Raw genomic sequence first — 26548 nt, 5'->3', positions numbered from 1 at the left:
GAACACGGAATTGTTTGGTACTTTTCCATATCCCCTCATTTAAATAGATGCTAAACATGTATAAAAAGAGCTTTCCAACCAAAAAAAGCGCTTCCTTTTTAAAGGAAACGAAAAAGTTTTATTATTTAATTTTTGATTCGCATTCATGACATTCGTTAGAGTAACATTCATGCATTTCGTCTCTTACAACTTTTCCGCATTCGGAACATTCCTTAGCTGGTAAATTACGAAAGAATTCTTTACTTGACATAATCATTGTTGTTTCCTCCCTTTTCTTTAAGTTACTTGTATTGTACTATAACAACAAATAAATTACAAGGTGTTGTATTAAAACAATTTAGCCTATTTTAATATAGAATACGCTTCATATAGATTTTTATGTGTGATGATTTTAATTTACTCTTAGGTATTATATAACAGAGCAAAAAAAGATGGAGAGAATCATCTCTCTCCATCCTTTTCTCTTCCTTTAGAGGTTAAGTAGTCTGTCTAGTTCTTCAACAAGTTTTCCTAGTTCAGGTTTGCTAATTTGCGCATCCGCTCCTACCTGCACTCCTTTATGATACAAGTCGCCAGTAATGAGTGATGAAAAGATAATGACCGGTAAATGCTGGACTTTCGGATCTTCTTTCACTTTTTTCGTTAAATGATGTCCATCCATAGTTGGCATTTCTATATCCGTTACGAGTAGATCCACCTTTTCTCCTGGGGAAGACTGTAAATACTCCCACGCTTCTTTTCCTTCTTCTGTGAAGATTAAGCTTCTATAACCTGCCTCAGTAAGCGTGTTCTTTAAAATATCTCTCAATACTGGTGAATCTTCAGCAATAAGTACTTGTTTATGAGATCGATCTTTCTTTTCAATACCGTCTATTTTACTTATCGACATGCCTGCTTCGGGCATAATATCGTAAACGATTTTTTCATAATCGAGGAGTAAGATCATTGCTTCCTCCATTTTAATAACACCGATTGTTAAGTCCTGTAAACCTTGACTCAGCTTGTTCGGTTTTTCAATCTGCTCCCAGGAAATTCGATGGATTCGAGAAACAGAGTGTACATGGAAAGCGACTTTTACTTGATTTAACTCAGCTACGACTAATTTATCTTGATTTCCTTCAGCTGATTTTTCGTATCCTAGTGCTTTTGCCAAATCTATAACGGGTATCACTTCATCTCGCAGTCGGATGATTCCCTCTACATATGCATGAGAATGTGGCATTGTAGTTAATGCTAAAGGCTGAATAATCTCTCTCACCTTCATCACATTAATTCCAAATGTACCGATTCCTACTTCGAAAAGAATAACCTCCAGTTCATTTGTACCACTCTCTAATAAAATTCCTTTTTTTTCTTGGTTCATTATGATGCCTCCTCGGGCTCTATAAATCTATATGTAGTTCTTATTTCTTACTATATATTAGATTACCACGGTTTTGATTTATATTCCATGTTTCTCTTCATAAAACAGTAAAATATACCATGTCTATAGTCCTGTTATTTATTCAACAGATTTCAATTGCTTCCTTTTGGAAATCCTTCTATAATAGTAGATGATACAGATTTGCGAGATTGGAGGTTCATTCATATGTTAAAACGTATTTTTTCTTTGGGATTCATAGCAATTTTCCTTCTGCTTACTCCTGTTACTGCGGCATTCGCAGAAACAAATGGAGGTCATGGAGATAGTGGTGGAGCTAGTTCCCTTGTCGAAGGTCCATTTATTATAGTTGCATTTGCAACCCTTGTTCTCATGGCCTATTACGCAATTCGTGATTAATTAATATTTACATAGGAAAAAATTCTTTGAAGTAATATTCAAAGAATTTTTTTCTTTTCCTAAAGGAAAAGGAAGTCTCTATAGGTATTTTTCCATTCGAGATGCCATGAGCGAACAATCCACAGCACTCTATAGAAAAAAAGAGAGGGTGACTTTTGAAGTCATCCTCTCTAAATATAAATAGAGTCTTTTTAATCTAATACCTCTACGGACTCTATAACAACATCTTCTACCGGACGATCTTGACCTTCTGTTTCAACTTGGTTAATCTCCTCGACAACATCCATACCATCTATGACTTGCCCAAATACAGTGTGAACAAAATCAAGATGCGGAGTTCCTCCTACTTCCAAATATTTATCAATGGTTTCTCTCGGGAATCCACTGTCTGCAAACATTTCCTCACTTAACCCATCTTCCTTAGCAGTGACAATAAAAAATTGACTACCATTTGTATTAGGGCCGCTATTTGCCATTGATAAAGCACCATTAAAATGAGCTACTGAAGCATCGAATTCATCTTCAAAAGGTCCATCATAAATACTTTCTCCACCCATTCCAGTACCTTGCGGATCGCCACCCTGAATCATGAAATCCTCTATAACTCTGTGGAAAACCACACCATCATAATATCCTTCTTCACCGAGTGTAAGGAAGTTCTCCACTGCTTTAGGAGCTACTTCCGGGAACAATTTGATATGTATTTCCCCCATATTTGTTTGAATGATCGCTTCACGTTCATCCTCTGCTACTCCTTCTTCAAATTGCGGGTAGCTATCCGGACCTTCAGCAACTTCTGGCCCATCTTCTTCTGCGTTCTCAGTATTAGCGCTCTTACTTTCATTTTCCTGAACTTCACTATTTTCTATCGTTGAATTGTCTACCTCTTCATTATTATTCGTTGCACCACATGCAGTAAGTATAAATAACGCACTTATACCGATACCTGCGGCAAGTCTTTTTACGCTAAATCGTTTTGCTTTTTTCATGTTTCCTAACTCCTTTATCATACTTTTTGGAAGCCATTTTCCAGGCTTCTTCCTTTATTTTTGCCGCATACGCTTTTCTTATTACAACACTCCTGATTTTACTCTACCCAAGTATCTTAGACAACCATTTTTGCATACCAATTTTTTGTGCTCATAAAAAGTTTGTTACATCTACATTGTTTTTGTTGTTTTATAGAAATACTCAAAGAAGCGAAAGGTTGTGGCTGCAGCAAGGAAAGCAACCAACGCCGCCCTCCTTGCAATGTATAACCGCAGGAGTAGCTGAAGTACCAACTAGTTTTAGCGAGGCTGAAGTGTTACATGTTGTCTGCCGAATGCATCCTCATATAAAGGATTTTCGAGTCACACTTTCTAATTTAAACAACAATCAGATTTAATTATTGAAAGGAAAATAGTACAAGATTTATTTTGCCAGTTAAACGAATAATCGACTTGACTATTGACTATAATAGAGTAAAATCAAAATAGAACACACGTTCGTTTTTAACTCAAAGACGAAAGGAGATTTTACCATGGCCAGACTAACAGCGGAGGAAGAGCACATAACGGAATCCTACATCTTGCTTGAAATGGCCCGTAAAGTACTTGAAAAGGACTTGGCTCACATCGGACAAGCGCCTATCAAACTGAAGGACCCTTATATACGCTTACTTGAAGTTACCCTGCACCGCCTCAGCAAAGAACTCTATACAATAAAGATGTCGATGAAGACCCATGGATTGAAAATTCAGTTAAATAATCATGATGAAAATTTCTCGGAATACATTATTTTTTTTCATGGCTATGTCCTTACAGCAAAATATTTGAATACCCATTTAAAAAATAAAGTCAGTCACCAAATTGAGAATCTTTTCACCCAAAATAAACAAGAAAGCCAATGAACCTTTATCCCTATCTTAAGTATTGTTTGATTTTAGGATAAACATGGCAAGCTGTATTATAAAATACATCATTCCATGACGAGGAAGGAACATAAGACTTGATAAAATCAATGTACGGCTTTATTTTGACAAGTGGCCAATCCGTACCAAACATAAACTTATCATAGTTGTCACAATACGCAAAAGCATGCTTGAAGTGATCAAAATAGTGAGGTGTTCGTAAAATTCTGCTCACCTCTTCCTCATCACCAACAATGAGGCCTGATAAATCAGCATACATGTTAGAGTTTTTATAAATTACTTCTGCGGCATCAAGCATCCACGGATCTCCAAAATGAGCCATAACAAAGGTAACTTCCCGATGTTTAACAGCTACTTCATCTAACGTAAGCGGATGGGCGTATTTTAAGAGGCCACGCTCAGAATACGTATCGCCCGAATGAAAAATAACTGGCATTCGATGCAATTTAGCCAATTTATATACGGGTTCATAGACTTTATCGTGCGCATAAAAAGGATAATAGCCTAAATATATTTTGATACCAACGACTTCAGGTTTTAATAACTCATTCTCTAAATGAAGCAATTCTTGCTTTTGCAGCCGGTATGGATTCACACCCGCACAATATACAATGGAATCAGAAGAAGCAGGCATCATGTCCATTCCCATTGGAGTTCGAGGAAGAGAATCAGGAAATCCTTCTCCCCCCTCAATTTCCCGAAGTCCCATTCCAATAGCTAACGAAATATCACATTGCTCCATTTCTTTTCTTAGTCCTTTGTACGAATAATCAACATGGGAAATATGTTTAGCTGTATGCTGAAATGTTTCAATATGCGACAAATGTATATGGGCATCGATTATTTTCATGCATCCTCCCCTCTCCTAAAACAACACGATTTAGGTGAACTATCCCATAGTATCTGAAATTGTTAGTTTATTACTTATTACCACTAGAATAAAAACCTTTTTCTTTTACCTGTTCATAAGCATTCGATAAAATTCCTTGGATGGCACGTCCTCGATCCTTTTTTCGTTTGCGATATTCATTATACAATGCCTCTCCTTCAAAACCTTCATCGATCAACTTCTTCAACACCATATCTGATAAATCTTCTTTTTTTACAACCAGAACGCCTTCTAGGTGTACACTAATGTGATCAACCAGTTTATTTACTGAACGAACTTCACAAACTAGGGTAGCAGGATCATTCGTACGTTTACTAATCGTTACTTCAGCCATTAACGACTGATTCTTTTCTAAATAATCTCGAAAAAATTGTTCCCATTCCGGGTCTAAAACAGCTTCAATTAACCAATTTTTTTCCGCTTCTTCTTTATTGATAATGAGACTATCTACTAAAGGAATGTCTTTCCCCTTCATTACTTCATTTTCCCTTAGTTCCTGGTCAAACAATATCATTAATGAACACAGTTGAAATGTTTTCACGATGCTTTTAACCCCCCACAAAATCTTCCACTAGCTTATACTACTTCGGTATCTCTTTCCAAATTCCCTCTCTCAAAAGCAAAAACATTCTTCCCTTGAGCCACACCGATTCTTCCAAACAGGCGGCGATTACCCGTGGCAAAGCAACAAAGACACTGAAAAAGTTGATGGATACAACTTCAGTGCCTTGATGCAATGAGTTATTCATATGTCTCCGAAGCGAAATCATCATTTTCCGAACTAGAGGCAATTGGTGAAAGAATCTGTTCAAAAAGAGCTTCCAGTTCATCAACCATCTCCACTCCTTCCAAAGAAACGGCAGTGGTTCCTGAACCTAATGCAAAGTAAAGAGGTAACTGTTCCTGTCTGATCTCATACTTAGAGGCATCTTTTATAGGTATCTTCTTTAAATAATTATTTTTCAGTCCAAAGGCGATTGCATAAATAAAACTAGTTGTAAGCCATTCCTTTTCATCGATATCTTTTTTGGTGGCATCTTTTAATTGCTGACTAAATCTTTCCCATTTCACGTACTCTGTCCACCCTTTTTTCGTCATGGAAGAGTACGTCATCATCATAATAAAGGTTGTAATACCTGCGAGAAGGTAAAGGATACTTAGAAATGGAGATGCTAAGAATAAACCACTTCCTAGTACTACCATCACACCCGATAATCCCAAGAGAATCCGCTTATACGTCGGAAATAATTCCAGGTACCCCTTATCCTCCAGCTCCTTCTTCATCATTTTTTCCCAGGTGTACAGTTGTTGAATGAAAGCTTCACGAGTCTCCTGATTCTGCGTATAGTAAAAAAGGTCATCCGAGTGAAAAACACCTTCTTTTCCAACATCAAATAACATCCAGTCTATGAAAAACTTCTCATGTTCAGCAGAAGCCTCGGTTACAGCACCCTTTAACGAAAAATAATACGTCTCTGAAGTATCATCTTTACAGAAAACGAGCACTCGTTTTCGTACCAAATTAAAAAGACTTGAAATAATATGCCTTGTATACACTCCTCTGCCATAAAGTAATTGTGAAATGATAGAAGGCGAGAGTGTTTGAAAATCTAATTCAGTTTTTAAATCAAACGATAATTCCCTTGTTAATTGACGTTTTTTTCGATGTTCCGAATACATCACAAAAATGCATAGTAAAGACAAAATGATAAATAAACCGAGAAAGCTGATCTCCATTGTTTCCATTAGGACAATAACCTCCTTTAAGAAGAATGATCATTAACTTGCGGCTTTAACCTCCGATAAAAACGAATGCCGTAGAATCCAACTATAGTGACAGAAAACAGTAAATATCCTATTAAATAAGATGTGTAAAGATTTCCTTCGATCCATAAAAAGGATGACAACAAACTTAAGAGCCAAATCATCGATATATTCCCAACTACTGTAGATATAAGATAAGGTTTCATTTCCATCGGACTGACTGCTGCTGAAATAGAAATAAGATTACTTGGCATAATAGGAATACTTCGTAACAGAACAATCATTAGAACACCGTATGAAGAAATGAGATGTAAAATTTTTGAAAACTTCTTTTCTTTTTTAGCCCAAAAACGATTTACCCATTTTTCCCCCATGCTTCGAGCAAGCCAAAAACACAGAATCGTACCTAGCGTTGTACCAATAAAACTAAATAGAAAACCTTGAATCATGCCAAATGACATAAAATGCAGCATAATTAAAAGTAGGATCGGAAAAAGAGTAATGATATTCTGGATCATCATTAATGGAATCGTTATCAATAATACGCCATAACCCAATTCCTCAACGTTCTCCGTGAATTCCGTAACATCTTGTGATCTTAGCTGCATGATCCAATCCCAATTAAAAAAGACAAAAAGTAAAAGGACTATTAGCATTATCGAGATCGAAACTAGGTTTTTCATATTTTTACCACACCTATATCGAATTGGAGAAAGATAATCTCTTCTTCTGTAATTATAACGAAATCTTTCACTAAATGAAAAGGCAGACGATTCGAATACTTCCCCGATCCGTTAAATGCGCATAGAGAATCTCTATCTTAAGAAGAAAAAGGATGTCTCTAAAGGTCTTATATGACCAACTGAGACATCCTTTCTCCTTAACACTCTGTTGTTTCTTTATGATTCCACCTTTGTCTTTAAACTCGCCATCCGTTTTAAATAAAAGAATCGATAAGTCATCGAACTAACAAATCCAATTAATGCCAATCCGGACATCAGATAATACAGGTTTTTTATATCAAACGTACTAATAATGGAACCACCTAGTATTGATCCAATAACTCCGGAAACACCAAAGAAAACAGCTATGAAAAGCAAATGACCTGTGGATTCCAATTCTTCAGGAACGAGTTTCGTGACAAATTGAAAAGCAGTCAAGTAAAAAGTTGCAAAGGCTAATCCATGAAGCACTTGTACATAAAGTAAAAAAGTTGGGTCTGGGGCAAGGGACATTAAGAACCATCGCAACACATATAAAGCTGCAGCAATCGTAATATAGGTTAACGGATGGAACCTGCTAAATAAATACACACTAAATGCAAATACAAGCGCCTCAGTTACGACACCAATAAACCAAGCCATACCTATTACCGATTCATCTCCACCTAACTCAACAATATACAGTCCCATAAAGGAATCATTCATGCGGTGTGTCAGACTAATCGATAATATTAGAATAAAAAAGATCAACAATTGCTTGTTTTTAAGAAGCTTTACAGCATGAAGAAGCTGAACGGGTTTTTTAGAGGGTTCACTATCAGGAGCAAACCACGTAAAAACAATAGCCACTGCTAAAAAACCGGCGTAAACATAATAAATGTTTACGATTCCGATGTATGATAAGAGATACCCACCTGCTAATGAAGCGATCCCGAATCCAAGCGATCCCCACATTCTAATACTGCCGAAAGATACATTGCGTTGGATAGAAATTTTTTGGGCCAGACTATCCCCTAACCCACCCGCGGGTGACATGAAAGAAAAAAAGAGATAAAGCACCGGCAACATTAGAATGAAATCTGTAATCTGAAAAAGAATAAACCCGATCGCCATAGCACTGGTTAAACAAAGCAGTAAAATACGTTTGACGGTCTTCCAACGATCACTCATAAATCCCCAAAAAGGTTGAGCAATAATTGCTGCTGCAGGTCCAACAGCCAGTAATAGCCCGATTTCTGAACCACTTAAACCTAAAAACTGAAAATAAACAGGCAAATAACTAATTATGATCGTCATAGCAGCATGAAAGAAAAACAACATACCTTTAAGCTTCCAAACAGATTGCATCTTACACTTCCTCTCCGTTACGAAAAGGGAGGGCGCCATATTACTTCATTAAAGGAGCCAATCATTTTCAAATAAAAAGATCGGATCCAAATCAAAAAATACATAGTGCTCGTCACTTACAGGATAAGAATATGTCCGAATAAGATCATTCGTTTCAATATCACGGTAGTTATCTGAAAGCATTCCCATTTTCCGATGCTTCATTTGCATTATTTGATCCAAGAAATATGTTCTCCAACTCCAGTTCTTCCCTCTGGCTTTTTCTTCATTATGCCAGCTAGTATGGTTTTCCTTCAGCCAGTTGGCACTTATTTGAGAACCGTACATATCACATATGTACATCCTGAATGATACATCCTTAAATGTCTTTGTTAACTCTTGCATTAACCGATCTGTCGATAAAGATACATCTTTTTCATTTAAAATTTGAATCATTTTACTGTCCATACCATGAAGGAACTCAATTTGTTTCTGAAGTCTGCGATGCTCCATGTCTATAAATGTATGAATTTTCCCCTCTAAAAATTCTTTTGCAAGCGAGGGTTCAAGAAAAACATTGGTCGGTTCATGTAAATAATACCCCTGAAGGAATCTGCCTCCGTGCCTCCAAGCAATATAAAGCTGATGAAAATTTCTGATTCCTTTGAAATGAAGAGTTGCACCTATTTTCCTAGCAAATATAGCGATTGCTTCCAAGACATCTGTATAAGTAAAGTGATTTACTGATTCTTGCAAATCCGACAAATCTATTTTCATTATGTTAGGTTCCAACTTAGAAAAATAATCGAGGTTCGTTTTGCTGGTCTTTATATCATCTATTGCGACCTGAAAACCACTGGCTTTCATATACATTAACATGTGACTTACATCATCAACGCTCTCCATCATGTCATTCACACGAAATTCAAAAACAACTCGGCTTGCAGAAAAGCCTTCTCTCTCATAACCTTGAAATAATTCCATGAGTTCTTCTAAGCAATCAAGCTGAATTAATACAGAGGGATCAATGTTAAAAAACAAACGAGGCTTGTTTTCTTGAGTAAGTGCGTATTGAACAGCCTGATGATAAATCTCTTTATCTATCTCCCATTTATATTCAGCAGGAACAGTAGGATCTAAAAAAAATGTAGATAATGTTTTAATCGAATCACCTAACTTAATTCTACCTAGAACCTCATATCCTATAATACAGTATTCTTCAGAATTCATAATTGGTTTTAATAGGAAAAAAACTTTTTCTTTATTTTCAATTACTTCTATCGGGTCCATTTTCTCCCTCTTTTCTTTTTAAGGGTTCTGTTTTAACTAAAAAGATTTGCTGTAAAATTTTTATAATCGATGCCCGTTCCTATATCTGTTAATTATATCACGTATCATATTATAGCACGAAGAAGCCTGAATTAGGTTTCTCAGGCTTCATAAATATATTGGTACAACCGTTCGCCTTCTTCATATGGAAGTTTGGAAAGCCCAATTTCCTCACCCACTCGTCCAAACGATTCATGGTGAAAATCAGACCCGCCTGTTTTGAATATTCGCTTACCTAACTTTTTTTCTACAGACAATGCTAAGGTTAAAAATCTTTTTACAGCTTCTTCATCGTGATCCCTATGAAATACTTCAATTCCGTCTAGATGATACTCAGAAAACCACGTTTCAATTTCCTCGTCTATGTTATAAAAAATCGGATGAGCGACAATAGCAACTCCACCAGCTTGATGAATAAGCTTTATCGCCTCGCTTGGTTCCATCTCTTTTTCTTTTACAACGTAACAAGGTTTTCCGTAGCCTAAATATTTTTCAAAAACCTCTTGAACAGTTTTAGCATATCCTTTTTCGATAATTGCTTTTGCTAAATGGGGGCGGGAATAGGTTTCCCCTGTCACCTGCTTTTTTATATCTTCAATAGTGATAGAAATGCCATGATCTTGACATTTTTCCATCATCCTATCCATTCGTTCTCTTCTCATTTTACGATGAAAGGACAATGTCTCCTGTAAGACTGCGGAATGAATATCAAATCCATATCCTAAAATATCCACGCTTTGCCCATTAATCCTCGTAGAAAGTTCAATGCCGTCTATGAACCTTGCACCTAATGATTCGGCAGTCTCTCTTGCAATTTCTAATCCGACCGTAGTATCATGATCGGTCAGCGCTAGAAGCTCCAACTTTGCTTCTACGCACTTTTTCATAAGAACTTCAGGGGGATAACCTCCGTCTGAAGCAGTAGAATGCATATGAATATCTGCTTTATTTAAATGTTCGATAATATTCATCATTTTATGATTGCCACCAGTGATCAAAAACGGTGACGGGCAGTTCTCTTTTATGCTCAGTCAATTTATATCTCCGCTCTAAATTTTGGGCTGACTTCTCAGAAATGTTCTTACCCTCGAGATAATCATCAATTTCATCATACGTGATTCCTAAAGCTTGCTCGTCAGATAATAGTGGCTGGTCATCTTCAAGATCGGCTGTAGGATCTTTTTCAGTTAACCTTGCCGGTGCTCCTAATTCGGTCAATAGCATTTTACCTTGTCGCTTATTTAGTCCAAACAATGGGGCAATATCGCAGGCGCCGTCTCCGAATTTCGTATAAAAGCCAGTTACTGCCTCCGCTGCATGATCTGTCCCAACTACGAGACACTTATAATGAGCCGCAAAGTCGTATTGTACTTTCATTCGTTCTCTCGCTTTTGTATTCCCCTTAACAAAATCCGTCATTTTGTCACTCGTTGCTTCGAGAAACTGTTGATACGAAGCATCCACTGCTGGTTTAATATTTACGGTAATCTTGTTATACGGTTGAATAAATTCCAATGCAGTTTGAGCATCATCTTCATCGGCTTGAACACCATGTGGCAGTCGAAGCGCATAAAAAGTGTATTCATCGGTTCCTTCTTCTTTATTAAGCTCTTCCATTGCCAATTGAATTAATTTACCTGCTAAAGATGAGTCTTGACCACCAGAAATCCCTAATACGTAGCCTTTCATACCCGATTTTTTTAAGTAAGCTTTTAAAAAATTAATTCTTGAAGTTAGTTCCTCACTTACATTAATCTCAGATTTAACTTTCAATGATGCGATAATGTCTTGTTGTATTTCTAGCATTGTATCGTTCCCCTTTCTATAGTTATTAAGAACCTAATGTGATCCTGTTAGTTTTTCTAATTGATTCAGTTTCCCATTTTTTCCTTCTAGTTCTAAAATACTTTTTTCTGTTTCTCCAATAAGATCAAAATGGGGGTAATCCTCTCGATTATGAATCCAGGCTTCCTTTAGACCATATTGTTTCCCCCATGCAACTAGTTTGTCCCAATCAGAACAAGCAGCCTTCGTAACTGTTTTGTGCTCAGGAAATCGTGAATCATACCAAAAATGAGTTAGAAAAGAAATTTCTCCCTCAGAAGCCTTCGCTTTCCACTGAGCCAATTCTGTTTTCTTAATTCCAAACGCCATCTTTGTTCCCCTTTCCCAATTCAACCTTACTACTACCATAAAGATGGAGACAAGAGATTGCTTCTAGTTTGAGAAGTAATATTACACACTTTCCCTCTTTTATCATTTTAACACACCGTTTTTTTATTCGAAAACTCCTGTTTAGGGTTTTATCGTTCCAGATCCCTTTTTATCTTTGAACTAAAAAGGTGTGTTAAAAGACCAGTACAGGACTTCAACACACCTTTTCTAAAACTATTCTACGCTTTTTCTATTATACCTCGCCACGGTTCCTTGCTTCTTTCTCATCACCAATTTCAGCTCTGAATCCCTCTATACTTTCTTCTCTTCGGTGATTTTTTTCGCGAATAGCTTGTTTTTCTTCATTAGGCATATCGTCATTATTAGCAGTTACTTCCGCTGCCCGATAATTTTCTTCGGTGTTTTCGACCATTTGCTCAAGTCTTTCCACGTTATTCTCACGGTTATCTTTCTTTGGCATGACAACTCCTCCTTTTCTATTCTTTCAAGGATAGTGTTGTCTCTTAGCCGAAAATCATACTTCTATTTTTTTATTGTTTTCATAGGCCTGGTGCCAATCTGGAAACCGTTTTTTTACGTTGATCGGTTTAAAAGTATCAGCGTCTACACACACATGCTCACTTGTTCCGGTAAGACACAATATCCCTTTCTGGTTAAATATCTTGTATCCATAAGAAAAACGTACGCCGGTATAAGCTTCGATCCATGTCTCAATCATTACATTTTCACCATATTTTGCTGGTGCATGGTACTTCATTTCAAGACTTGTAACAGGAGAAAGAACTCCCATTTTTTCCATCGTGGCATAGTTAAAACCTAAATCTTCAATTAGCTTTGTTCTTCCTATTTCACACCAAACTAAATAGTTAGCATGATAAACAACACCCATTTGATCTGTTTCTGCATACCTGACAGCTACTTCTGTTTTAGCGATAAACATGTTACTGATCCTCCTGATTCGATATGATAGAAAAATCGTTTTTCGTAAGCATCGTCAAACTATTTTGATTATCTTGTTCATTCACTACTCGATAAGCTTGTCTTTGAATCGCATGTTCTACGTAATCTTTCATCGACCGGGCATTTCCTGCCGGGGGATCAGCAAGAACAGCTTGATAAATAAATTCGTCAACACCTTCTTCTAGTTCGTACCCATAGTCATTTACATAAAACTGAACGATCTTGAGTAGCTCTTCCGCTGAATAATTAGGAAAAACAATCGTCTTTTTAAAACGTGAGGAAAGTCCAGGATTACTTTGCAACAATCTTTCCATCTGATCGGAATATCCCGCAAAAATAACAACAAGATTCTCCTCATGCTTCGTCATTTCTTCTACTAACGTATCGATTGCTTCAGCACCGAAGTCTTGCGCTCCTTTACTAAGCAACGAATACGCTTCGTCAATAAAGAGAACTCCCCCTAAAGCTTCCCGAATCTTCCTTTTCGTTTTGATCGCAGTTTGTCCTACAAACCCCGCTACAAGATCACTTCGGCCAACCTGGACTACGTGTCCTCTTTTTAATAATTCTAATTCATAAAGTATTTGACTGTAAATACTTGCCAGTGTCGTTTTACCTGTACCTGGTGGACCAGTGAAAATAGCGTGAAGTTGTATAGGAATCAAAGGTAATCCAATTTCTGCACGTTCTTTTTGCACTTTCACAAAAGAAGATAATTGCGTGACTTGTTCTTTTACATTTTGAAGACCTATCAAACGCTCTAACTTTTCTTCTCCTGATATATCGTGTTTTTTCTCTTTTTGTACTAGTAACGCAAAGGCTTCCTTATCAAGAATTGTAAAACTCTCTTTCGAATAGTTTTTTTCCTTCGCAATTTCTGCCCCTTGTTTAAAAATTGCACTTAGAATAATATCCTTTACCGTTCTAGCATTTCCGAAGCTCTCATCTACTTGCTCCTTTTTAAGACGGTTCTCCAGTTCTGCCAAAGCATCCTCTGTTAAGGAATAATCATTTTCTAGCGCCACTTGTTCACCAATTTCCAATAATTCATTCATCGAAAAATCAGGTAGATGGATATGGTTCGTTTCCGGGAACCTGCTGCGAAGTCCCGGGTTGCTCCATAGAAACGTCCTCATCTCTTCTGGATACCCAGCTAAAATAACCGCAAACTTGCCCGCATAACTACCACTTGTCATCGCTGACACGATCGTATCGATAGCCGTTTGTCCATAGTCGTTGCCGCTTGCGCCATCCCTTTTTAAACTATAAGCCTCATCAATAAATAAAATCCCACCTAGGGCTGATTCGATCACTTCCATCGTTTTCTCTTCTGTCTGACCTACATAGCCGCCTACTAAAGAAGAACGGTCGACTTCCACCACTTCTTCACGCGGAAGAGCCCCCAGTTGGTAATAGATCTTCGCTAAGAGACGTGCAATAGATGTTTTGCCTGTACCTGGATTACCGGTTAAAATCATATTTAAGCTCTGTCCATTTTCAAAATGATACCCTTCTTGTTCTCTAATCCTTTGATATTCAAGGAAATAATAGTAAGAATGTACCTTCTCTTTCACTTCTTCCATACCTATCATCGCATTTAACTCATCTAATGGAGTACTATCAGAGTTCTCTTGCGATTCACGCCAACTTTCCCATAATCCGACATTGTACAGTAGTGTCGCTAAGTCTTCATCCATGATTCTCTTTTTTTCTTTAGAGGAATAAATTCCACTGACACTTTCTCTATATTCCTTAGCAGATAACAACAAACAATCGATATCATTTCCGATCTCATCAACTAGAATTATTCCATCTTCCAGTAGCTTTGCCTGTTCTTTATCCACACGATTGGTCAAAGATTGCTGGAGCACTTCCTTTTTAGCAGTCAGTTCTTGTTGCCATGCTTTTCCTTGTTGAAGCATCAAGAGAAAAGTATCCACAGCTTTTTTCTTTCCTTGACTATGATCAGTCTCTCTTATTTTAGGGAAGTCTTCTTTAAACCAAGGCTCATTCATAGCAGTCAAACCAAGATGAATAACAATTTCAGCTATATAATCTGAATCAGGTGATTGTTGGACAGCATCGCTTATCCAATGATCCACACGAGTGTCCCACTCTTTTTTTCTTTCATAGCGGGCCACAGCAATCATTGCTCTCCATTCACTCATTGCCTCCGTCGTATAGGAAGCATCCTCATTATCCTCGATTTTTTTGAATAATCGAACTAGTTCACTTTCTTTTAGCTGATTAAAAGGTCTATTTTTCAGCTCAGTCATTTTTTGAATACTATCTTGACTAGCCTCTTTTTTCTGTTTCTCCATTTACAACACCCCTTACTTAAGAAAACAACAACTTTTTATAAAGGCAGTTCCTTTTGATAATCACGCCTTTACAGATTTTGATTCTTTTACTTTCGCACTTTTTCTTGTACCAATGGTTACTCCGGTTAAAACTAATAAAGCACCAACCATATGGATAGGAAGGAATACCTCATCTAGGAAAACCACTGCAAGAATAATCGCTGATAATGGCATTAAATTTATGAAAATCGATGCTTTCGCAGCACCGATCATTTTGATTCCTTGGTAATACATAATAAAACTAACTACAGACACTATGATACTCATATGTATGATTGAAGTCCACGTTAAAAGACTCGCTTCACCTAGTGTTGAAAAAGACGAGTCAAATACCGCCAAAGGCAGCAACATGAGTGTACCTAATACAACAGCATAGGTTGTACTTGTGATAGAACTGAATCTTTGTAGCGCTACTTTTCCTAGAACACTGTAAAGTGCCCAACAAATCACTGCCAGTAACAGAATAAGATCTATTGGTGCGAATCCTTGAGCAATAATTTTCCCGACATTTCCTTCAGTGATAATGATAAACGCACCTGAAATCGCGATCATCAAACCTGCAATATTTCTTCCCTTGATTTTTTCTTTTAAGAAGAGACCGGATAAAATAGTAATTAAAACCGGATTAGCAGCAATAAACAAAGAGCTTTTCACAACAGGAGCATCTCTAGTAGCAATAAAAAAAGCAATGTTATATAAAGCAATTCCAGTAAGACCTAACAGCGCCATAAGGAACCATTCAGAACCTTTTGGTCTCCTACCGCCTTTATCAAGAAATATCATAATTGGAATGAGAATAACAGCAGCAAAAAAGAATCGAAAAAATGCAACTACAATTGGACTTAAATCTTGCGTTGCGATGCTACCCGCTATAAAGGCACTCCCCCAGCTACTTGTTGCTAAAGCTAGCATGATGTATATGAGCCATGGTTTCTCTCTTAATAAATTACTCACAGAATGAACTCCTTTAGGAAATGTATATTTTCAGTTTTGAACATTTATAAAGCCTTTGTTTTTCATACCGGGCAAGGTTTCGTGTATACTTAATCTACCTTAATTAATCTAAAGGAGTCATACATATGTATCGGAAATTTTCAGTCATTACCGGAACTTTTTTTCTAATTATCGTGCTCTTTCTATATCACGAATCTTTCCTTTATTGGATCCAAAATACGGAGCAAGACCATCTATTTCTTACTACTGTCATCGCGACATTTATGTCGTTCTTTCCAGTCATTCCTTACCCCGTTGTAGGAGGTGTCATTGGTGCTGCTTACGGACCGACAATTGGCGCCTTAATCATTTGGACAGGCTCTACTTTAGCTTCTTTCTTATTTTTCTCACTCATCAGGTACGGTGGCTTTCAAGCATTCGGCACAAAAGTACTGTTAAAATACGCTGCTGCAAAGAAATTAACCCTTCTTTTTGAACAGAATGCTTTTATGTCCGTTACGATTATGCGAATGATTCCAGTAATCCCTTCTATTATTATTAATGCTTACGCAGCATTAAGCAGAGTCCCCTTCGTTCTGTATGCCATCGCTTCAGCTATCGGGAAAATTCCTTCAATGATGCTTTTTGCTTTCGCAGGACATACAATAGTTACGAACCCTATAGATCTCTTTTATATGATAGCTGGTTATGGTGCCTTTCTCGCAGTTATTTATCTATTCTATAAGACTTGGCTCGGAAAAGTTGAGAAATCAAAGACTGATCCTAACAGAGCTTAAGTCGGTCATCTTATATTATTTTTCAAGTTCAGTTTAATAATGACACCTATTCTGTAACAAATGGCTCCTATAATTCCACCTAATGTGTTTAAAATGACGTCATCAATATTAGCAACTCTGAACGTAAATAAAAATTGACTTATCTCTATAAAAATGGAAAGAAGCATAGCTAGAAAAATAGTAAGAAAAAAACTTGTTGCTTGTTTTGACTTTTTCATTCGGTGAATCACGAAAGGAAAAAGAAAACCAAAGGGAATAAATAACAACACATTCCCAACTAGTATTCGAAAAGGGGCTCCCAAATTATCACTAAACACTGCAATACGATAAATACTGAGGAAAGGATCGAGATTATAGTTTCTTCCCCCAGGACCAGCAGGACCAAAGGAAGACCCGTAGTTCCAAGCAAAAAACGTAACATAAAACAATATTCCCATATATGATAGAAACGTAATTAGAATTAGAAAAGTAGGTGGGCGGTTTTTATTTTTAACCGGAGCCATCGTATGCCTCCTTCACTGAAATTTAGTATGTGTGTATAATATCTATGATTGACTCTAAATTATAATTTCTCTTTTTTACGTAAATCCTATTTTCACGACATTGTTTCATTATCATATGAACGTTGTATGTTTGACAAGGGAAAACCTCTAAAAAAAAGCAAAGAGCCATCTTTAATTTTATATAGCGAATCTAAATCATAATCATTTTAGTTTGGAAAAGAGAGACGTGTAGTAAATACTAATATGTAAAATATCATTAGAAAAACGCTTAGCGTATTATTTAAAATAAAAGCAGGTGCTTTCTTAACCATAGATTTTCAAAAGCTCGAAGTAGTGAAGGCGGTTGCTCCTGCGGGATTAGCAACAATTGAAGACCCAGTAGGGCGATTTTTGTCCAAGGAGGCCGAAGCATTGCCCGCGGAAAGCGTCCGCCTAGAGCGAATTTGGACCTCTTTGTTCGACGAAAAAACAATCATTTAATAAGAACTTTGTGAATTATCCAACAAAAAAAAGAAAGAAGCGAAATATCGCTTCTTTCCTTATTTTATCTTTGAAATTGTCCGGTTTTAAACAACTTTACTTTCCTTTGTCAGGAACATAATCAGGGTTTTTAGAACCTTTTGTATTCATTTGTTTTCCTTTATTCGCGTCACTTTTTACAGATTGAGTCCCAGGAAATTCGGGTCTAAATTGTGCGCTAGTGTGTTTTTGCCCCATTTTACTCACCCCCAAACTTAACGTTATATCCCTAGTTTATCAATATGACGCTGTTCAATTCGTCTTTCAATTTTTTCTATTTTCCTGTTTATCTCTAAGCAACGTGTCTAAATTTTCGTTAAACAAATCCTTGAACTTTAGTTTTTTTCTTCTGCTCATTTAAGTGCCTCCTTCAGGAAAAGCCTGCCTATATCATTATCTGCCAAACTCTGCCAGAGATATACGCATAAATGTACTGATACCTTTATTTTTCACTTAAATAAATATTTTTTTGCTCATCTACCGTCATAAGAAAGACATCCTTCACAGATCCATAACCTCGGAGACTTAGTTGTTCATCTACCCATGAACGTGAAACCTTTTTCTTAATATTTCCATCCACATATCTTCCATCTAATACAATCACAGATGGATACCCTTTATCAACAGGTTCATTCCCGCTATCCCAAGGTGTTAAGGCCTCATGTTTCGTTTTCTTAATCACACTAATTTGACCATTCGATTCTAACACAGCATAGTCTATTTCCGTTAAATCAATGGCACTGCTTAGTCTTAAATCCATCATTAATTGATCCACAGTCACTTTAGCTTTGGACATATTTTTATGAAGAATTTTACTTTTTTCCATGAGGACAATAGGTTCATCTTCAATGATTCTGCGGAATCTCGGTAGTTTCAAAGCAATATAGGACAAAAATAAATGGATCCCCACAATAAATGCGGCTGCACTCATTGGACCTGGTAAAGGAGCTTCACCATCCGCTAACGGTTCTCCAAGCACATCCCCTATAATTACCCCAAATAAAAAATCAATCGGATTCATCGTTGTCATGGAACGTTGCCCTAATACTTTAACTAGCAGAAACATATAGATGTATATTATCCCTGCTCTAATGATAAACCCTGATATAGGTAATCCTTCATCACCTAGCCAAAAATCAGGCATAACAACCCACCTACTTTAATTAAGTTCTCCATCTAGTATGATCAGTAATTTAGGGATATATGTAAAAGAAATAGAGGACAAAATTTTTATAATGAGTATAAATTCAAAGGCTACAATCATCACATTGAATCAAAAAAGGCACTGAAAAAGTAAAATTTACTTTTTCAGTGCCCAATAATAGAACCTTAATTAAGTTGTTTGCATTGTGTTTCGAAGTACCATCGGTAAAATACCACCGTGACGATAGTAGTCAATTTCAACTTCACTATCAAAGCGAGCCAGTACATCAAAAGTTGTTTCTTTCCCTGTTTCGGGATCTTTTGCAACTACAGTTACGTGCTCACGCGGTTGAATTTCATTTGTAATCTTCACATCAAAATGTTCCTTACCAGTTAATCCAAGAGATTCTGCACTGTCTCCAGCTTTGAATTGAAGTGGAAGAACACCCATTAGTACAAGATTACTACGGTGAATACGTTCAAAGCTTTCCGCAATTACCGTCTTAATTCCAAGTAATGTCGTTCCTTTTGCTGCCCAGTCACGAGAGCTTCCCATGCCGTAGTCTTTTCCAGCAAGAACGATTAATCCTGTATCCGTTTCTTTATACTTCATACACGCATCATAAATCGCCATAACTTCCCCAGTTGGCCAGTAAGTAGTGAAACCACCTTCTGTTCCGGGAGCTAATTCGTTTTTAATACGGATATTTGCAAATGTACCACGCATCATTACTTCATGGTTACCACGACGTGAACCATAAGAGTTAAATTCAGCTGGTGACAATCCTTTTTCAATGAGATATTTTCCAGCAGGAGTATCTTTACCGATTGCTCCAGCAGGTGAAATATGGTCTGTCGTCACAGAATCACCGAGTTTTGCAACAGCCTGCAAATCATTAAGCTCTGCTACATCCTCAGGATCTGGAGAAAGATTCTCGAAGAATGGAGGATTTTGAATGTACGTGGAATCTGGATCAAATTGATACAAATCTCCATCTGTTGTTTCAAGATTATTCCACTCTTCATTATCATCAAACACTCGCTCGTATTCTTTCTTAAAGAGCTTTGGATCAACTGATTGATCAAGTGCTTTCTGAATTTCAGCATTGGACGGCCAAATATCTTTAAAGAATACATCATTTCCATCCTGGTCTTTACCAAGTGACTCTGTTTGAAGATCAATATCAACTGTTCCAGCTAATGCATAAGCAACAACTAGTGGTGGTGATGCTAGATAGTTAGCTTTTACAAGTGGATGGATACGTCCTTCAAAGTTACGGTTACCACTTAGTACAGAAGAAACAGTTAAATCACTGTCAGCAATTGCTTTTTCGATCTCTTCTGGAAGCGGACCACTATTTCCAATACAGGTAGTACAGCCATACCCTACAGTGTTGAAACCAAGCTTATCAAGGAAAGGAGTTAAACCTGCATCATCTAAATAACCAGTAACAACCTTTGAACCTGGAGCTAAACTTGTTTTAACATAGTCCGGTACAGTTAATCCTTTTTCTACTGCATTTTTAGCCAACAAACCAGAACCTAACATAACATGCGGGTTAGATGTGTTTGTACAGCTAGTAATAGCTGCAATAGCTAATGAACCAGTTTTTAATGTTGATTTGTTCCCATTCGGATGGACTACATCAACTGTTTTAGAAATCTCATCTGGAGTTAATCCAAACCCATGGGGGCCTACAGGAGACGTCAATGCTTTGTTGAATTCTTCTTTCATTGCAGAAAGAGGAATCAAATCCTGGGGACGTTTAGGACCAGCTAAGTTAGGCTCAACTGCTGATAGATTTATTTTTACAACCTCGGTAAATTCAGGATCTCCTTGACCAGGCGTATAGAACATGCTGTTAGCTTTCGTATACGTTTCTACTAAATTAACAAGTTCTTCGCTTCGTCCAGTAAGACGCATGTAATTTAATGTTTCCTCATCTACCGGGAAGAATCCTACAGTAGCGCCATATTCAGGTGCCATGTTTGAGATCGTTGCGCGGTCTGCTAATGTCATTTCTGACAAACCAGGACCGAAGAATTCCACAAACTTACCTACTACGTTTTGCGCACGTAAAGTTTGTGTCACTTTAAGCGCCAAATCCGTAGCTGTAGCTCCTTCTGGCATAGAACCTTCAAGCTTTACACCCACAACTTCCGGAACTGGGAAATAAGAAGGTTGCTGCAGCATACCAGCTTCTGCTTCGATACCACCAACACCCCAACCTAGTACACCAAGACCGTTAATCATTGTTGTATGGGAATCCGTACCAACTAAAGAATCCGGATATGCAACTGTTTCACCATCGGCATTTTTAGCATTTTGAACAACATTTGCTAAATACTCAAGGTTAACTTGGTGAACAATCCCTGTTGCTGGTGGGACCGCACGGTAGTTATCCAATGATTTTTGCGCCCAGTTTAAGAATTTATATCTTTCTTCATTACGTTTGAACTCTAGTTCCATATTTTTAAATAGAGAATCCGCTTTTCCAAAGTTATCTACTTGGACAGAGTGGTCAACAACTAAATCTACCGGAATAGCCGGATTAATTCGTGTCGGATCTCCACCAAAGTCTGCCATTGCTTTTCGCAAGGATGCTAAATCAACTACAGCCGGGACACCTGTGAAGTCCTGAAGAATTACTCGAGAAGGTTTAAATGGAACGTCAATCGCTTTCACTTTATCTGTTCCCCAATTCGCTAAATTCTCCACGTGTTCTTCTTTAATCACCCGACCATCGTGTTGTCTTAAAACAGACTCTAAAAGTACTCGGATGGAGTACGGGAGGCTGGATACACTTCCAACACCAGCTTCTTCAATCGCTTTCAAATCATAGTAGTGATAGGTCTTTCCACTAGCTTCAAATGTTTTCTTTGAATTATACAATGCTTTGTTTTCATTTGACATATGTATTCCCTCCTTCAGATACTATCATATAATACAATTTCATAATTGTCTAAAACCTTTTTTTGAGAGATTCTATTATTTTCACAAGTTTAATAATAACATTTTATTGGGTTTTTCGCACGTAAAAAGCTTTATTATTAGGAATCTTATCAAAAACTTATGTGCTATGTTTCATTTCATTAAATGGTAGTTTTATATAAAAAGATTGTTCTTTGTTCGTAAAACATACTCAGTTCTGCCTGGGAGATATTTAAAAAGGCTTATCGATTACCCGTATCCAGGATTAGTCGATAAGCCTTGTTACATTTAAATTAAATCACTTTTTCGTTGAGCCAATTCTTGGGAGTAAATATCCAATTGCCGCTTCTGATGTTCCGACGCAACGATATATGCTTTTTGAATTATTTGTTCTGCTTCATTCAGTTCCTCATGTGCTTCCTTTGACTGGTGCCCGTAGTCAGGTGATTCTTCATCTAATTGCTGAAATGCTTCTTCCAATTGGACATAAGCTTGCTGTGCTGCTTGAAATGCTTGTTGTTTATTCTTATTGTAAGGCATTTCCTCATCATCCTCCTTCATCGAGATAATCTTAGTATGGTATATGTGTCCATGAGTATCCTAGTTGCTCTCTGGAAAAACTAAGAATAATCTTTTTAATGAAGGAGGGTAGTAAATGGAAAAAAATACGTATAAATCTCAGCGTCGTGCGAATCCGAAAAATAAAAATCAACCGACTACTCAGCCCGAACCTCTTCAAGGGTCCCATAAAACAAAGCAAAAAAATCATGTTTCTCAAACTCACGGCGGCCGTAACTAGGTTATAAAATATTGGGTTTACTTTTCGATGAGCAGGGCATCCGCACAAACTAGTGGGTGTCCTTTTCACTGGAAACCATTACAAACAAAAGTTACAATTTTTTATCTAATGTAATGAGAACTTGTTCTATTATCGCTTCGTCAGCTGATGAGATCGTTCTGAAATCGAGAAACACTTGCCCATCTTTCATCCGTGAAATAATAGGTGTGCTCGCCTTTCTCAAAAGAATTTCACACTCATTTGCGCTGGTCTTCTGTTTTTTTACGAGCAGACCGTAGGAAGCAAGCTCTTCTACCGGCATCGTTCCTCCCCCTACTTGTGAATGATCCTCCACACCGGTCAAGGAAATGTTCACCAGCTTGTCCTCCATCTGTTCGAAAAATGAATGAACTTGCGTCGTTATTTCTACTTTTGATCTCATAATATCTCTTAAAGCAGGAATGTGTTGCTGTTGTTCCGCTCCATACACATAATCAAACAGAGTGGCTTCCAATGCTGCAAGCGTCATTTTATCTACACGAAGAACTCTAGCCAACGGATGTTTTTTTAGACGTGCAATATAGTCGGCTTTACCGGCGATGATTCCAGCTTGAGGACCACCTAACAATTTATCACCGCTAAAAGAAATGATATCCGCTCCCTGCCTTAATGAGTCACGTACAATTGGTTCTTCACCAATACCGTGTTCAGAAAAAGGAAAAAGAGAACCGCTCCCCAAATCTTCGTAAATAATAATATCATTGTCCTCATGTTTATCTCTGATTTGTCTTAATTCTTTTGTTGAGACAGATTTCGTAAATCCAACTGTTTTAAAATTACTCGTATGCACTTTCATAAACATTTTTGTTTGTTCATTTATCGCATCCTCATAATCATAAGGATGGGTTTTATTCGTTGTTCCTACTTCTCTAAGTGTTGCATCACTTTCTTCCATGATCGTAGAGATTCGAAAAGAACCGCCAATTTCCACGAGCTCTCCTCTAGAGACGACCGCTTCAAAACCTTTTACTAACGATCGTAAAACTAAATAAACTGCGGCTGCGTTGTTATTCACAACCATTGCAGCTTCTGCACCTGATGCTTTCACAAGCAATCCTTCAATAATGTCATGTCGAGATCCTCTTTTACCCGACTCTAATTCATATTCTAAATTAGAGTAATTGGTCGATGTCTCCACCACCTGCTGAATGGCTCGTTCACTTAGTCTGGCTCGACCTAAATTCGTATGTAATACGGTTCCAGTTGCATTAATAACTTTACGTAACTGATATGGTTGGTAATTTTTTGCTTTATAATGAAATTTATTTATCAAAATCTCTGTGAAAAACTCTCGTGACAGTTTTTCTGCCTCAAACTCCCCTGCTACTATTTCCTGCCTTAAATTTTCCAATTCTGACTGAACCCATTCTTTCGCCAGTATTCCCGGCACTTTTTTTTGATTCATGATGTCTTTTAAAGAAGCAGAAGCTAATAATTCATGCACGGAAGGAAGGTCACGCAGACTTACATTCATCTTTTCACCGCACTTTCATAAATTTTCCATTAATATATTTTCGGACTCCTGGTTAAGCTATTGTTGAAGAAGGTTATTAACTTTCTTCGCAAGAGTGAAAGACGGTTACGGGATTCGTTCAAATGTATATGTTCCTTGAGGGGTGGTTCGCTTGAACAACGTTTAAGAAAACAATCAGCAAGGCATGTCATCAAACGAAAAATGAGGTGTTTACGAAAGATACACATCGATTTGGCCCCACACGACTTACTATTCACTCGACGAAAAAGGTGGTCTTTATTGACCACCTTTTTTTATTTTTCCCAAAAAAATCATTCGCCAGTCTCGAGTTTTTCTCTTTCTCGCAGGATTTCCTGCTTTTCCAAACAATCTTTGAGTAATCCAGCTGCATAAACAGCAAGTCCAATTCCTAAAAAAATATATATTCCTTTACATAAGGCATTCAAGAAAAACACCCTTTCATTTTTAATTTCACAATATACGCTATTAACGCTCCTATACCCGGACCTTCTAATACTAATCTTTTCATAAGAAAAACGGCATAGCCGTCTTTAATTAAATACAGCGTGATCTTTCGCCACCCCGAGTAGCACCTACGTAATGAGTGTAGGTGCTACTCGAAAGGAGGTGGGTTTCCCTTGATACGCGTGGCGTAAAGATAGCTGTCAACTTATTAATTCCTATCTTGCTAGAAAAGCTGTTCGAGAATTCGTTTGATACGATTTCCCAAACAGCCGTTACGTTCCCTTTATGAATTATTTTTTAAAGTAGTCATCTCATGAATAATTTCTTTATGTTGCGGAAATTCTCCTGTGTCCCATTTCGAATATATTTTCTTTCCATTGACAGTGACTTCAAAAGCACCACCAGAGCTTGGTATTAATTCCATTGATTCAATGTCTGAACGAAGGCTTCCAAAGGCATCTTCTGCGAAACTCGCAGCATTAGGGGCATAATTTCACTGCATGCAAAATTCAATTTTAACTTTTAAACCCATTTTACATCGCTCCTTTATCTTCATTTATAGGTTTATTGTAGCAAAAGTTTCCCAAGCATGCCATCGGGTAGGTTTGATCATTTGAATGATATTACTGATACTGTTTATAATGGATAGACAAGGAGGTGTCACCCTAACATGACAAAAGATATTTCAAGTATACGATTAACATCAATGACTAAAAAAGCTGGTTGAGGATGTAAAATTGGTCCTGATGACCTGGCGCAAGTATTGCGTCACTTACCCTCTTCAAAAGAAGACGCCAATCTTCTAGTTGGACTCGACACATCTGATGATGGCGGTGTCTATAAATTAACAGATGAAATTGCACTCGTTCAAACGGTCGATTATTTTACACCGATTGTTGATGATCCATACATGTTTGGACAAATTGGAGCCGCAAACGCATTAAGTGATGTTTATGCAATGGGTGGAGAACCTAAAACAGTTCTGAATATTGTTGGTTTTCCAATTAAAAAACTCCCTCATGAAGTATTAGCTGCTATTCTTAAAGGTGGAGCGGATAAAGTAAAAGAAGCTGGAGCCGTTATTGCTGGTGGTCATACAATTGATGATGATGAACCTAAGTTTGGCTTAAGTTGTACAGGAATTGTCCATCCAGACCGCATTTTTAAAAACGTAGGAGCTCAGCCCGGTGATCAGTTAGTTCTAACGAAACCAATTGGAATCGGTGTACTAACGACAGCCATTAAAAGGGATAAAGCTTCCGATGAAGAAGCAGAAGCTGCGACGAAAACGATGGCAACATTAAACAAAACGGCAGCTGAAACCCTAAAAAATTATTCTCCCCACGCTGTGACGGATGTCACTGGCTTTGGATTACTTGGTCACGGATACGAAATGGCCAGTGGGAGTAAGGTTAGTTTCAACATTGATTATCAAAGCGTCCCCGTTCTTGATGGTGCAAAAACACATGCAGAAGCAGGTGTCGTTCCTGGTGGGACAATCGACAACCATACTTGGTTAAAGGATAACATCGAATACGATAAAGCACTCAAAGAATACGACCAGTTGATTTTATGTGACTCGATCACGTCTGGCGGACTCTTAGTTAGCTTATCTAAAGATGAAGCAAGTAAATACGTCGAAGAAATGAAAAAGAAATCCTCCTATGGTGCTTATATCATTGGAGAAGTCACGGAAAGAAAAGAGAAAGACATATACGTGAAATAAC

At 37.4% G+C, this 26548-nt stretch carries 29 protein-coding genes; 5 read left to right on the top strand and 24 right to left on the bottom strand.

Annotated elements, in window-relative coordinates:
• Positions 1–121: 121 nt before the first annotated feature.
• Together yhfH and ACHABW_RS01630 are read right to left on the bottom strand one after the other, a co-directional pair.
• On the bottom strand, positions 122–256 hold the full coding sequence (yhfH, locus tag ACHABW_RS01635; RefSeq protein ID WP_110936174.1) for a protein YhfH: 135 nt from the start codon (positions 254–256) through the stop codon (positions 122–124).
• Between the two features lie 213 nt (positions 257–469).
• Positions 470–1363, bottom strand: coding sequence for a chemotaxis protein (locus ACHABW_RS01630; protein WP_435753758.1), 894 nt, complete (start codon positions 1361–1363; stop codon positions 470–472).
• A 225-nt stretch (positions 1364–1588) separates the two neighbouring features.
• On the opposite strand from ACHABW_RS01630, the gene ACHABW_RS01625 reads away from it, so the two are divergent.
• Entirely contained in the window at positions 1589–1780 is a 192-nt protein-coding gene (locus ACHABW_RS01625) for a hypothetical protein (protein ID WP_110936176.1), read from the top strand.
• A 191-nt stretch (positions 1781–1971) separates the two neighbouring features.
• On the opposite strand, the gene ACHABW_RS01620 is transcribed toward ACHABW_RS01625, so the two are convergent.
• Positions 1972–2769, bottom strand: a complete 798-nt coding sequence (locus ACHABW_RS01620; RefSeq protein WP_435753757.1) for a peptidylprolyl isomerase — start codon at positions 2767–2769, stop codon at positions 1972–1974.
• A gap of 533 nt (positions 2770–3302) precedes the next feature.
• On the opposite strand from ACHABW_RS01620, the gene ACHABW_RS01615 reads away from it, so the two are divergent.
• The gene (locus ACHABW_RS01615) at positions 3303–3671 is read left to right on the top strand and encodes a hypothetical protein (protein WP_110936178.1); all 369 of its coding nucleotides are present in this window, start codon (positions 3303–3305) and stop codon (positions 3669–3671) included.
• Positions 3672–3681: 10 nt separating this feature from the next.
• On the opposite strand, the gene ACHABW_RS01610 is transcribed toward ACHABW_RS01615, so the two are convergent.
• From ACHABW_RS01610 to ACHABW_RS01550, 13 genes are all read right to left on the bottom strand, one after another.
• Positions 3682–4542: an amidohydrolase family protein gene (locus tag ACHABW_RS01610; protein ID WP_435753756.1), complete on the bottom strand. Its 861-nt coding sequence runs from the start codon at positions 4540–4542 to the stop codon at positions 3682–3684.
• A gap of 70 nt (positions 4543–4612) precedes the next feature.
• Complete coding sequence (locus tag ACHABW_RS01605) at positions 4613–5122, bottom strand: YwpF-like family protein (RefSeq protein ID WP_110936180.1); 510 nt, start codon at positions 5120–5122, stop codon at positions 4613–4615.
• A 200-nt stretch (positions 5123–5322) separates the two neighbouring features.
• Positions 5323–6327 carry a DUF2207 family protein gene (locus ACHABW_RS01600; protein WP_435753755.1) on the bottom strand — a complete coding sequence of 335 codons (1005 nt, stop codon included), beginning with the start codon at positions 6325–6327 and terminating at the stop codon, positions 5323–5325.
• A 17-nt stretch (positions 6328–6344) separates the two neighbouring features.
• Positions 6345–7028 (bottom strand): TVP38/TMEM64 family protein, encoded by a 684-nt coding sequence (locus ACHABW_RS01595; RefSeq protein ID WP_435753754.1) that lies wholly within the window; start codon positions 7026–7028, stop codon positions 6345–6347.
• A 216-nt stretch (positions 7029–7244) separates the two neighbouring features.
• Positions 7245–8414 (bottom strand): MFS transporter, encoded by a 1170-nt coding sequence (locus tag ACHABW_RS01590; RefSeq protein WP_435753753.1) that lies wholly within the window; start codon positions 8412–8414, stop codon positions 7245–7247.
• Positions 8415–8462: 48 nt separating this feature from the next.
• Positions 8463–9683, bottom strand: a complete 1221-nt coding sequence (locus tag ACHABW_RS01585; protein WP_435753752.1) for an EAL-associated domain-containing protein — start codon at positions 9681–9683, stop codon at positions 8463–8465.
• A gap of 140 nt (positions 9684–9823) precedes the next feature.
• Positions 9824–10696, bottom strand: coding sequence for a PHP domain-containing protein (locus tag ACHABW_RS01580; RefSeq protein WP_435753751.1), 873 nt, complete (start codon positions 10694–10696; stop codon positions 9824–9826).
• A 1-nt stretch (position 10697) separates the two neighbouring features.
• A complete protein-coding gene (nadE, locus tag ACHABW_RS01575; protein ID WP_435753788.1) occupies positions 10698–11519 on the bottom strand; it encodes an ammonia-dependent NAD(+) synthetase in 822 nt (273 codons plus the stop codon).
• Between the two features lie 42 nt (positions 11520–11561).
• Positions 11562–11876, bottom strand: coding sequence for a hypothetical protein (locus ACHABW_RS01570; RefSeq protein ID WP_435753750.1), 315 nt, complete (start codon positions 11874–11876; stop codon positions 11562–11564).
• 253 nt (positions 11877–12129) lie between these two features.
• Positions 12130–12357, bottom strand: coding sequence for a small acid-soluble spore protein Tlp (gene tlp, locus ACHABW_RS01565; RefSeq protein ID WP_110936188.1), 228 nt, complete (start codon positions 12355–12357; stop codon positions 12130–12132).
• Between the two features lie 54 nt (positions 12358–12411).
• Positions 12412–12837, bottom strand: coding sequence for an acyl-CoA thioesterase (locus tag ACHABW_RS01560; RefSeq protein ID WP_435753749.1), 426 nt, complete (start codon positions 12835–12837; stop codon positions 12412–12414).
• 1 nt (position 12838) lies between these two features.
• Positions 12839–15178, bottom strand: a complete 2340-nt coding sequence (locus ACHABW_RS01555; RefSeq protein ID WP_435753748.1) for an AAA family ATPase — start codon at positions 15176–15178, stop codon at positions 12839–12841.
• A 60-nt stretch (positions 15179–15238) separates the two neighbouring features.
• Positions 15239–16171: a DMT family transporter gene (locus ACHABW_RS01550; protein ID WP_435753747.1), complete on the bottom strand. Its 933-nt coding sequence runs from the start codon at positions 16169–16171 to the stop codon at positions 15239–15241.
• A 125-nt stretch (positions 16172–16296) separates the two neighbouring features.
• Between ACHABW_RS01550 and ACHABW_RS01545 the strand changes: the two genes are divergently transcribed.
• Positions 16297–16947: a TVP38/TMEM64 family protein gene (locus ACHABW_RS01545; RefSeq protein WP_435753746.1), complete on the top strand. Its 651-nt coding sequence runs from the start codon at positions 16297–16299 to the stop codon at positions 16945–16947.
• 5 nt (positions 16948–16952) lie between these two features.
• Here ACHABW_RS01545 and ACHABW_RS01540 read toward each other — a convergent pair whose 3' ends face one another.
• The 5 genes from ACHABW_RS01540 to ACHABW_RS01520 all read right to left on the bottom strand — a co-directional run bounded on the left by ACHABW_RS01540 (position 16953) and on the right by ACHABW_RS01520 (position 22584).
• Positions 16953–17450, bottom strand: a complete 498-nt coding sequence (locus ACHABW_RS01540) for a VanZ family protein (RefSeq protein ID WP_435753745.1) — start codon at positions 17448–17450, stop codon at positions 16953–16955.
• 576 nt (positions 17451–18026) lie between these two features.
• Positions 18027–18167: a small acid-soluble spore protein N gene (gene sspN, locus ACHABW_RS01535; RefSeq protein WP_110936193.1), complete on the bottom strand. Its 141-nt coding sequence runs from the start codon at positions 18165–18167 to the stop codon at positions 18027–18029.
• 244 nt (positions 18168–18411) lie between these two features.
• The gene (locus ACHABW_RS01530; protein WP_110936195.1) at positions 18412–19113 is read right to left on the bottom strand and encodes a DUF421 domain-containing protein; all 702 of its coding nucleotides are present in this window, start codon (positions 19111–19113) and stop codon (positions 18412–18414) included.
• Between the two features lie 189 nt (positions 19114–19302).
• Positions 19303–22026, bottom strand: coding sequence for an aconitate hydratase AcnA (acnA, locus tag ACHABW_RS01525; RefSeq protein ID WP_110936196.1), 2724 nt, complete (start codon positions 22024–22026; stop codon positions 19303–19305).
• A gap of 306 nt (positions 22027–22332) precedes the next feature.
• Positions 22333–22584 (bottom strand): hypothetical protein, encoded by a 252-nt coding sequence (locus tag ACHABW_RS01520; protein ID WP_435753744.1) that lies wholly within the window; start codon positions 22582–22584, stop codon positions 22333–22335.
• Positions 22585–22699: 115 nt separating this feature from the next.
• Here ACHABW_RS01520 and ACHABW_RS01515 point away from each other — a divergent pair, with 115 nt between their 5' ends.
• Positions 22700–22843, top strand: a complete 144-nt coding sequence (locus ACHABW_RS01515; protein WP_110936198.1) for a small acid-soluble spore protein P — start codon at positions 22700–22702, stop codon at positions 22841–22843.
• Between the two features lie 91 nt (positions 22844–22934).
• Here the strand turns inward: ACHABW_RS01515 and selA are convergent, their stop codons facing one another.
• The 3 genes from selA to ACHABW_RS01500 form a co-directional block, all read right to left on the bottom strand.
• The gene (gene selA / locus ACHABW_RS01510) at positions 22935–24356 is read right to left on the bottom strand and encodes an L-seryl-tRNA(Sec) selenium transferase (protein ID WP_435753743.1); all 1422 of its coding nucleotides are present in this window, start codon (positions 24354–24356) and stop codon (positions 22935–22937) included.
• Between the two features lie 311 nt (positions 24357–24667).
• Positions 24668–24802 (bottom strand): hypothetical protein, encoded by a 135-nt coding sequence (locus ACHABW_RS01505; protein WP_435753742.1) that lies wholly within the window; start codon positions 24800–24802, stop codon positions 24668–24670.
• Positions 24803–25104: 302 nt separating this feature from the next.
• Positions 25105–25254 carry an Rdx family protein gene (locus tag ACHABW_RS01500; protein ID WP_223292365.1) on the bottom strand — a complete coding sequence of 50 codons (150 nt, stop codon included), beginning with the start codon at positions 25252–25254 and terminating at the stop codon, positions 25105–25107.
• A gap of 249 nt (positions 25255–25503) precedes the next feature.
• Here ACHABW_RS01500 and selD point away from each other — a divergent pair, with 249 nt between their 5' ends.
• Positions 25504–26547: a selenide, water dikinase SelD gene (gene selD / locus ACHABW_RS01495; RefSeq protein WP_435753787.1), complete on the top strand. Its 1044-nt coding sequence runs from the start codon at positions 25504–25506 to the stop codon at positions 26545–26547.
• The last annotated feature ends 1 nt before the right edge of the window (position 26548 follow it).

Origin of the sequence: Salipaludibacillus sp. CF4.18, assembly GCF_051262595.1 — a bacterium.
Taxonomy (GTDB): Bacteria; Bacillota; Bacilli; order Bacillales; family Salisediminibacteriaceae; genus Salipaludibacillus; species Salipaludibacillus neizhouensis.
The sequence above is the reverse complement of the archived record's forward strand: the minus strand, read 5'-3'. Positions and strand labels throughout refer to the sequence as shown.

Bases quoted from the DNA above. Each gene is read 5' to 3' on its own strand.
- yhfH (WP_110936174.1), bottom strand. From the start codon at position 256: ATGATTATGTCAAGTAAAGAATTCTTTCGTAATTTACCAGCTAAGGAA.
- ACHABW_RS01630 (WP_435753758.1), bottom strand. From the start codon at position 1,363: ATGAACCAAGAAAAAAAAGGAATTTTATTAGAGAGTGGTACAAATGAA.
- ACHABW_RS01625 (WP_110936176.1), top strand. From the start codon at position 1,589: ATGTTAAAACGTATTTTTTCTTTGGGATTCATAGCAATTTTCCTTCTG.
- ACHABW_RS01620 (WP_435753757.1), bottom strand. From the start codon at position 2,769: ATGAAAAAAGCAAAACGATTTAGCGTAAAAAGACTTGCCGCAGGTATC.
- ACHABW_RS01615 (WP_110936178.1), top strand. From the start codon at position 3,303: ATGGCCAGACTAACAGCGGAGGAAGAGCACATAACGGAATCCTACATC.
- ACHABW_RS01610 (WP_435753756.1), bottom strand. From the start codon at position 4,542: ATGAAAATAATCGATGCCCATATACATTTGTCGCATATTGAAACATTT.
- ACHABW_RS01600 (WP_435753755.1), bottom strand. From the start codon at position 6,327: ATGGAAACAATGGAGATCAGCTTTCTCGGTTTATTTATCATTTTGTCT.
- ACHABW_RS01595 (WP_435753754.1), bottom strand. From the start codon at position 7,028: ATGAAAAACCTAGTTTCGATCTCGATAATGCTAATAGTCCTTTTACTT.
- ACHABW_RS01590 (WP_435753753.1), bottom strand. From the start codon at position 8,414: ATGCAATCTGTTTGGAAGCTTAAAGGTATGTTGTTTTTCTTTCATGCT.
- ACHABW_RS01585 (WP_435753752.1), bottom strand. From the start codon at position 9,683: ATGGACCCGATAGAAGTAATTGAAAATAAAGAAAAAGTTTTTTTCCTA.
- ACHABW_RS01580 (WP_435753751.1), bottom strand. From the start codon at position 10,696: ATGATGAATATTATCGAACATTTAAATAAAGCAGATATTCATATGCAT.
- ACHABW_RS01570 (WP_435753750.1), bottom strand. From the start codon at position 11,876: ATGGCGTTTGGAATTAAGAAAACAGAATTGGCTCAGTGGAAAGCGAAG.
- tlp (WP_110936188.1), bottom strand. From the start codon at position 12,357: ATGCCAAAGAAAGATAACCGTGAGAATAACGTGGAAAGACTTGAGCAA.
- ACHABW_RS01560 (WP_435753749.1), bottom strand. From the start codon at position 12,837: ATGTTTATCGCTAAAACAGAAGTAGCTGTCAGGTATGCAGAAACAGAT.
- ACHABW_RS01555 (WP_435753748.1), bottom strand. From the start codon at position 15,178: ATGGAGAAACAGAAAAAAGAGGCTAGTCAAGATAGTATTCAAAAAATG.
- ACHABW_RS01545 (WP_435753746.1), top strand. From the start codon at position 16,297: ATGTATCGGAAATTTTCAGTCATTACCGGAACTTTTTTTCTAATTATC.
- ACHABW_RS01540 (WP_435753745.1), bottom strand. From the start codon at position 17,450: ATGGCTCCGGTTAAAAATAAAAACCGCCCACCTACTTTTCTAATTCTA.
- sspN (WP_110936193.1), bottom strand. From the start codon at position 18,167: ATGGGGCAAAAACACACTAGCGCACAATTTAGACCCGAATTTCCTGGG.
- ACHABW_RS01530 (WP_110936195.1), bottom strand. From the start codon at position 19,113: ATGCCTGATTTTTGGCTAGGTGATGAAGGATTACCTATATCAGGGTTT.
- acnA (WP_110936196.1), bottom strand. From the start codon at position 22,026: ATGTCAAATGAAAACAAAGCATTGTATAATTCAAAGAAAACATTTGAA.
- ACHABW_RS01520 (WP_435753744.1), bottom strand. From the start codon at position 22,584: ATGCCTTACAATAAGAATAAACAACAAGCATTTCAAGCAGCACAGCAA.
- ACHABW_RS01515 (WP_110936198.1), top strand. From the start codon at position 22,700: ATGGAAAAAAATACGTATAAATCTCAGCGTCGTGCGAATCCGAAAAAT.
- selA (WP_435753743.1), bottom strand. From the start codon at position 24,356: ATGAATGTAAGTCTGCGTGACCTTCCTTCCGTGCATGAATTATTAGCT.